Annotated in this window: 5 protein-coding genes and 1 pseudogene; 2 read left to right on the forward strand and 4 right to left on the reverse strand. The window is 73.5% G+C overall.

What is annotated here, in order from left to right:
- Window positions 1–303: 303 nt before the first annotated feature.
- Window positions 304–1047: a dienelactone hydrolase family protein gene (locus IF99_RS0129500; protein WP_031001385.1), complete on the forward strand. Its 744-nt coding sequence runs from the start codon at window positions 304–306 to the stop codon at window positions 1045–1047.
- A 53-nt stretch (window positions 1048–1100) separates the two neighbouring features.
- Here the strand turns inward: IF99_RS0129500 and IF99_RS0129505 are convergent.
- From IF99_RS0129505 to IF99_RS0129515, 3 genes and pseudogenes are all read right to left on the reverse strand, one after another.
- Window positions 1101–2528 (reverse strand): annotated as a pseudogene (locus tag IF99_RS0129505) (glutamine synthetase); the annotation flags it as partial.
- 262 nt (window positions 2529–2790) lie between these two features.
- Complete coding sequence (locus tag IF99_RS0129510) at window positions 2791–3432, reverse strand: acetate uptake transporter (RefSeq protein ID WP_031001389.1); 642 nt, start codon at window positions 3430–3432, stop codon at window positions 2791–2793.
- Window positions 3433–4246: 814 nt separating this feature from the next.
- Complete coding sequence (locus IF99_RS0129515; protein ID WP_031001391.1) at window positions 4247–4618, reverse strand: winged helix-turn-helix transcriptional regulator; 372 nt, start codon at window positions 4616–4618, stop codon at window positions 4247–4249.
- Window positions 4619–4711: 93 nt separating this feature from the next.
- Between IF99_RS0129515 and IF99_RS0129520 the strand changes: the two genes are divergently transcribed.
- Window positions 4712–5551 carry an SDR family oxidoreductase gene (locus IF99_RS0129520; protein WP_031001393.1) on the forward strand — a complete coding sequence of 280 codons (840 nt, stop codon included), beginning with the start codon at window positions 4712–4714 and terminating at the stop codon, window positions 5549–5551.
- Between the two features lie 272 nt (window positions 5552–5823).
- On the opposite strand, the gene IF99_RS0129525 is transcribed toward IF99_RS0129520, so the two are convergent.
- Window positions 5824–7368 (reverse strand): PTS transporter subunit EIIC, encoded by a 1545-nt coding sequence (locus tag IF99_RS0129525; protein WP_037828057.1) that lies wholly within the window; start codon window positions 7366–7368, stop codon window positions 5824–5826.
- Between the last annotated feature and the right edge of the window lie 120 nt (window positions 7369–7488).

Raw genomic sequence — 7488 nt, forward strand, 5'->3', positions numbered from 1 at the left:
GCCCCGCCCCGGCCGCCCGCCCCGACACGGACACCCCCCCAAAAGGAACGCCCCCCGGACCTCCCAGCCGTACGGCCTCGCCTGGCCCGGTCAGCGCGCACCCGTCGTGCTCGGGTGACAGCCGCCCCAGCCGGTGTACCACCCCCCTCGGAGACCGCCGTCACCGCCGAACCGCCGACACCGGTGGCCCTTCCTCCGCTTCGCCTCCCCGGACGTCGTAGCGTCAGCGGGGGCGGCACGCAGCCGTCACCATGTCAGCAGCCCCGGCGCGGGCAACGACTCGCGGCGGGGGGAGGAGTGTCCATGTCCGCGTCCGAACCGTCCCCTTCCGCCACCCCGGCCCCGCGGTCGGCCGGTGAGCCGCAGCAGAACGTCAGCTTCCCGAGCGCGGGCGGCACCGCGCACGGCTACCTCGCCCTGCCGCCCACCGGACGTGGTCCCGGGGTGCTCGTCATCCAGGAGTGGTGGGGGCTCACCGAGCACATCGCCGACGTGACGCGCCGTCTCGCCGCCGAGGGCTTCGTCGCCCTCGCCCCGGACCTGTACGGCGGCGCCGTCGCCCACGACACCGCGGAAGCGGGCCGGATGATGGGCGCCCTGCCGGTGGAGCGCGGCGTGGAACTGCTCTCCGGAGCGGTGGACTACCTGCTCGGCCTTCCCGAGGTCACCTCCTCCTCCGTGGGCGCGGTCGGCTTCTGCATGGGCGGCGGTTTCGTCCTGCAACTGGCAGCGACCGACCCCCGGGTCAGCGCCGCTGTCCCCTTCTACGGGGTGATCCAGGGCGAACTCCCGGACTTCACCGGGACGCGCGCCGACATCCTCGGGCACTACGGCGAACAGGACGGCAGCGTCCCGCCCGAGTCCCTCGACGCGCTGCGGGCCGCGCTGCGGAAGGCCGGAGTCACCCCCGACCTGCGCCTCTACCCGACCGGCCACGCCTTCTTCAACGACCGTCGCGAGACGTACCACGCCGACGCAGCCCGCCAGGCGTGGCAGTCCACCCTCGGCTTCCTGCGCAGCCACCTCGGGACGACACCGGGGAGGTGAGCCGCCGACGGCCGGGGGACGTGCGGGGGTCGTCTTCGGTGCGGGGGGTGTCGGTAGGCGCGGCGGGTGGCGTTGGCGAGGGCCTGGGGGCTGTACCCCGCGAAGAGGGCCACCTCGGCCTCCCGTACCTCCGTGATCGCTTCGAAGAGCGGATCGCCGAGCGCCGCGCGCAGCACCTCCGACTGCCGGAAACGGGCCACCGCTTCCGGCAGTGAGCCCGGCAGCCGGGCCGGCCTCTCCTCCTCCGCCAGGTCCGCCGGGTCTCCCGCCGTGGCCGGGGGAAGTCGCTCGCCGCGCTCCAGGCCGCCGAGACCCGCGGCGAGCACCGCGCCCGCGACGAGGTACGGGCTCGCCGCCGCGTCGAGGCACTTGACCTCGGCGTTCGCCGTCTCGGCCCGGCCCGGCGTACCGGGGATCAGGCGCAGTGCCGCCTCCCTGTTCTCCGGCCCCCAGCACTGGAAGGCGCCCGTCCAGCGTGAGGGGGCCAGGCGCAGATAGCTCGCGGGGCTGGGGGCGCCGATCGCGAGCAGGGCCGGAAGCTCGCCGAGGATGCCCGCGAGGAAGGACTCGGCCTCCGGGCGCAGCCCGCTCGGCCCCTCGCCCCCGCCGCACAGGTTGATCCCGTCGCGCCACAGGCTCAGGTGCAGGTGCCGGCCGTTGCCCACCTGGTCGGCCAGAACGCTGGGCCCGAAGTTGGTCTCCCAGCCGTACCGGACGGTGACGGCGCGGATGGTCTCCTGGACGAGGACCACGAGGTCGGCGGCGCGGACGGGCCCGGCGGGCGCGACGGACAGTTCGAACTGCCCCGGCGAGTACTCCGGGTGGATCTGGAGGACCTCGACGCCCTGCCGCTCCAGGGCGACGAGGATGTCCCGCAGGTAGTCGCCGTGCGGTGCCAGACGTGTCATGCCGTACGCGCCGCCCGGCGCGGGCGGGCGTGGCTCCGCCTCCGCGTGCGCGGAGTTCCCCGCGTCGGTGCCGTCGGCGGGGAGGGTGACGATCCACTCGGTCTCGAAGCCCATGAGCGGTGAGAGCCCCGCCGCCTCCGCGCGGGCGGTGATCCGGCGCAGGAAGGTGCGGTGGCAGGCGGCTGCGGGGGCGCCGGACTGCTCGTACCTGTCGCCGGGGGCCCAGGCCCAGCCCGGCTGCCCCGCGAGGACCGTGAGAGCGCTCAGGTCGGGGACGACGCGGAGGTCGCCCTCCGGGCCGCCGATGTACGTACTGCTCGTGAAGGAGTCGTCGACGAGGGCCACGTCGAAGACCGGCGAGAGCCCGACGCCGTCCTGTCCCGCCCGCGCCAGGCGTGCCGCGGGCACCGCTTTGACCCGGGTGATCCCGGCCGTGTCCACCGTCGTGATCGCGACCCCGGCCACCTCCGGTGGGAGCGACGGCACCTGTCCGGTCCCCTGCGCCGCGGGGAAGGCAGGGGTGGGGGCGCCGGGGGCGGGCGCGATGCGGGGCTGCGGGGACTGGGTGTGCATGACGAGGCGTCTCCTCCTGTCACGGGGCGGCACCGTCGTACCGGAACCACGCCGTGACAGGAAGGTACCCATCAACTACTCTGTGTGAAAACTCTGGCGGGTAAGTGTGACCATCGCACTGTGTAAACGTGATGATCGGCCCGGAGGGGGGTGTGTGGTCGGGAGGGCACTGCCGAGGCGGTCGGGAGGGAACCGCTGGAGTCTTCAGCTCCCGGGCCCGGATCGGCCAGGACCTCGTCAGCCCCGGATCGGTGAAGACCTCTCAGGTCCGCAGTGGCCAGGTCGGGATCACCTCGCGCCGCCACGTGCTGTTCGCGACGTGCGCGAAGGACCCGTACCAGGCCGCGACCGCCGTCACGAGCCCGAGCCAGCCGCCCACGTGGTCGACGCCGCTGGAGCCGGCGAAGGCGCCCGCCGAGAGGAAGGCGAACGTCAGCGTGAGGAAGACGAAGACGCCGAGGACGACGCCGTTGGTGCGCAGCGCCGCGACCGTCATGTACGCGGTGAAGATCGCCCAGGCGAGGAGGAAGAGGCCCGTGGCCTTGTCCGCGTAAGCCGGGTCGAGGCCGGGCGCGATCTTGCCGACGTAGAGCGCGAAGGCGAGCCAGAAGCCGCCGTAGGAGACGAACGCCGTCGCCGAGAAGGTGTTGTTCCTGCGGAACTCCCAAAGCCCCGCGAGCAACTGCGCGAGGCCCCCGTAGAAGAGCGCGAGGGGCAGGACGACCTTCTCGACGGAGTCGTCGAGCAGGCCAGCGTTGAAGACGCTGAGCACGAAGGTCGTCAGGGCGAAGGCGCCGAGGCCGAGACCACCGGGATCGGCCACCTGCGCGGGCGCGGCGGAGGGTTCGGGGGTGGTCGCGGGGCGGGTGGTGGCCGCCGCGGGCCTGGGCTTGCTGGGGGACACGAGCTGCTCTCCTCTCCTTGGGGGCCGCACGGGGAGGGACGGGCGCGGGCCGCGCGAGACGGTCCCGGGGCACGTTCCGCGGGTGCGGGGAGTCGGAGCGCGGGCGGGGGGAGGGGGCGCGCGACCGCGTACGGGCGGCGCGCGAGCGGCCCCTACGCGGACTCACCTGCCCTCTCACGGCGGCCCGTTGCTTCGGCGAAGCCATCCTCGGCCTGTGGCATAACAGCGTCAAGATCCTCGGCCGATAATTCATGTACGCGCCAACTAGTAGAACGTCGCTTCTGAGGTGCGGGATAGAGGTGTCTGCGTCTGGGGCGGGTGTCTGTAGTGCTCATGTGCCCCCCGGTCTGCCGCCGGCCGGTACGGATGGCTTGAGGCCACGCGACGAGTTCGGTGTCGAGGTTGTCGAGAGCGGTGACGCCGGCCAGGGGATCGACCCGGACGAGGGTGGAGCAGGTCCCGTAGCGGGTACGCGCAGTGCTCCTTGCGGACGGTGCCCGGGGTCGAGGGATCGGGGCTCGCGCGTGGTCCAGGAGCGGGCAGGGCTCCGCCTCCCTGCGGGCCGCCGGGACCCTCGCGTTGAAGGGCCGGGCGTACCCGCGAGGACGCCTTTCCTCCGTGCGGCGAACTCGCCGTTCGCCTGCGGTGGGAGGGAGGCCGATCCTGACCGCCCGGGTCAGCGCGTCACACTCCTCGACGCTCAACCAGCGAACGACGGAGGCGACTGCGCAAGCACCCGTCCTCGTGGAAGGAGAGGAAAGCAGCTCACCCTTCGCTCTCCGTGCCACAAGCAAATGTGGGGGACAGGGCTCTCCTAGGCGGTGTCGAGCGCCGACAGCTGCCGGGTGATCCGGTCGAACAGCTCCGTCAGCGGTTCGCCGATGTCCCGGCCGAACTCGGTGAGCCCGTACGTGACCTGCGGTGGCGTCGTCGGCTCGACCTTCCGCCAGACCAGGCCGTCTGCGACCAGTGCGCGCAGGGTCTGGGCCAGCATCTTCTCGCTGATGCCCTGGATGCTCTCGCGCAGCTCGTAGAACCGCAGGTCGTTGCGCCGCAGGGAGATCAGCACCCAGACGCCCCACCGGCTGGTCACGTGGTCGACCACGTCGCGCGCCAGGCAGTCAGTGTGAAACACCTCATACCGCTCACCGGTCTCGGCCCCTCTGCGCTGCACGCCTTCCGCCATGTCAGCAGCTTACCTTCTGGTATGTCCTTACTAGAAGTTAGCCCTCGCTCCTATCGTGACCACCCTCAGTGCACATCCGACAAGGAGCTGATCATGATCGTGGTGACCGGGGCGACCGGAAACATTGGCCGACCGCTGACGCGGGCGCTGGCGGAGGCGGGCGAACAGGTGACGGCGGTGTCCCGGCACCAGGCGGTGGTGCCGGACGGTGTCCGCCACCGGGTGGCCGACCTCGCCGAGCCGGCCGGTCTGCGGCCCGCACTGGCGGGGGCGACGTCGCTGTTCCTGCTGCTCTCCGGCGATCTGCACGCCGCCGGTGCCCGTCCCGCCGACATCATCGGCGAGGCCGTGGACAGCGGAGTCCGTCGCATCGTCCTGCTCTCCACGCTCGGTGTGGTGACCAGGCCCTTCGGAGCGACGCGGATCGCGATGCGCGCGCTGGAGGAGACGGTGCGGGAGTCCGGCCTGGAGTGGGCCGTCCTGCGGCCGGGCGGCTTCGCCTCCAACGCCCTGTGGTGGGCCGGGTCCGTCCGCTCGCGACGGGTCGTCGCGGCGCCCTTCGGCGATGTCGGAGTGCCGGTCGTCGACCCGGCGGACATCGCCGCGGTGGCGGCGGCCTGCCTGCTGGAGGACCGCTGCACCGGCGGCGCGTACGAGCTGACCGGCCCCGAGGTGATCACTCCGCGCGAGCAGACGGAAGCCCTCGCGGCAGCGCTGGGCTCGCCCGTGGCCTTCCACGAGCTGACCCGCGACGAAGCCAGGACCGCGATGGCCCAGAGCATGCCGGAGGAACTCGCCGACGAGACCTTGGACATCCTCGGCGATCCGAGCCCGGCCGAGCTGCGAGTCAGCCCGGACGTGGAGCGCGTCCTCGGCCGTCCCCCGCGGCCCTTCGCCGACTGGGCCGCCCGCAACGTCGCCGCTTTCCGCTGAGACCGGTGGCCCGGGCGGTACTCGCCCGGTGCTGAGACCGCCTGGGTTCGCCGGTGGGTGGTCGTAGCTGTTGGACGTGCGGTGACGTCGGTTCCAGCCGCTGGAGGCGCGGTGCAGCGCCTGTCCGCGTGCGGAATGCCCGGCCAGGAGGGGCGGAAACCGGTGTGTCCCGCCTGGTCGGGCCGGCAAAGCGATGGCAGGACGAGCATGAGCCAGCCGCCGGGCCGCCGGGACCGGTTGAGCCCGGCCGCCTCCTGGAGCTGGTCGAGCGCTCAGGGCTCCGAGGGCTGGGCGGGGCCCGGCTCCGCGACTCCCGCGGGGGCGGGTGCGGCTGTCGGCGCGGCGGCGGGGGTGGGGCGGGCGTCCGTGTTCAGCTCGGCCAAGGTCGCGGAGTCGAAGCCGAAGAGGTACGTGGCGGCGAAGCCCACGCCGTACCCGGCCAGCAGGCCGAGACCGTAGACCGCGGCGGTGGCGCCGAGGCCGCGGTTCCCCGCGAGCAGCGGGAAGAGGGCCCACCCGGAGGGCCCGATGGCGGTGGCCCCCACCTTGGTGCCGAGCATGGAGAAGAGCCCCACGAGCCCGCCCCCCGCCGCGCCCCCCGCGCACGCCGTGATGAACGGCCGGCCCAACGGCAGCGAGACACCGTAGATCAGTGGCTCACCGACCCCCAGCACCCCGGCGGGCAGGGCCGATCTGACGGTCCGGCGGATGGAGGTGTTCCGCTTCAGCCGCAGCGCGACCGCGAGCGCGCAGCCCACCTGCCCCGCCCCGGCCATCGCGAGCACCGGGAGGAGAACGGTGTAGCCCTGGGACTCGATGAGCGTCGTGTGGATCGGGATGAGCGCCTGGTGCAGGCCCAGCATCACGAGGGGAAGGAAGAGGCCGCCGAGCACGACGCCCGCGAACGCGCCCGTGTGCGTGAGGAGCCAGTCCGCCGCCGTACCGATCCCCTCGGCGACCTCGCCCGCCACGTACATCAGGCCGTAGAGGGTCACCAGCCCCGAGACGAGCACCGTGAGGGCCGGGGTGACGAGCACGTCGACGGCCTCGGGCACCCGGCGCCGGCACCAGCGCTCCACGTACGCGGCGAGGGCGGCGGCGCCGAGCGCGCCCAGTACCCCGCCCTGACCGGGCACGAGCGGGGTGCCGAACACCTCCACCTTGGCCACACCGGGGAAGACGATGATCGCCGCGACCGCGCCGCCGAGCACGGGCGTGCCCCCGAACTCCTTGGCTGTGTTGTAGCCGACGAACACCGTGATGAGCGCCATGAAGCCGGAGGAGACCGCGGTCAGCGCGGCCGTGAACCCTCCCGCCCAGCCGAGGTTGACCAGCAGTCCGCCCAGCCCCGCGATGATCCCGCAGCCGATCAGCGCGGGGATGAGGGGCACGAAGATGTCCGCGACGCGGCGGAGGAAGAGCTTGACGGGGGTGCGGTTGCGCGCCCGGCGCTCGGCGCGGATCTCGGCACCGCGGGTGGCGAGCGCGTCGGCGGTGGAGGAGGTGGTGCCGGAGAGAGCGGCGTCCGCTGCGGCGGGTGCGGGGGCGGCGTCCCGGCCGTCGTCGACCAGGCGAGCGAACTCGGGGGTCACGCGGGCGACCTTCCCCGGACCCAGCACGACCTGGTACGAACCGCCGTCCTCGACCACGCCGAGGACGGCGGGCAGTGCGCGCAACGCGGCGTCGTCGACTCGCGAGCGGTCCGCGAGCCCGAGCCGCAGCCGGGTCATGCAGTGGGTGACCGAGGTGACGTTGGCGGCGCCACCCACCAGCGGCAGGATCGCCGCCGCCGTCGCACGGTGCTCGTTCCCGGCCATCGCCCAGCCGCCTTCCGCTGCCGCCACCGACGCCCCTGGCGCGGGGCGCGCCGAGGCCGTGGTCCGAGGGTGCGGGAGCGGGTGGGGGAGGGGGCGGAGGCTCGCGGGGGCGGGGGGGGG

It is taken from the genome of Streptomyces sp. NRRL F-5630 (assembly GCF_000719475.1).
Lineage (GTDB): Bacteria > Actinomycetota > Actinomycetes > Streptomycetales > Streptomycetaceae > Streptomyces.

Excerpts from the sequence above, each read along its gene's own strand:
- IF99_RS0129525 (WP_037828057.1), bottom strand. The coding sequence starts at position 7,368 with ATGGCCGGGAACGAGCACCGTGCGACGGCGGCGGCGATCCTGCCGCTG.
- IF99_RS0129500 (WP_031001385.1), top strand. The coding sequence starts at position 304 with ATGTCCGCGTCCGAACCGTCCCCTTCCGCCACCCCGGCCCCGCGGTCG.
- IF99_RS0129520 (WP_031001393.1), top strand. The coding sequence starts at position 4,712 with ATGATCGTGGTGACCGGGGCGACCGGAAACATTGGCCGACCGCTGACG.
- IF99_RS0129515 (WP_031001391.1), bottom strand. The coding sequence starts at position 4,618 with ATGGCGGAAGGCGTGCAGCGCAGAGGGGCCGAGACCGGTGAGCGGTAT.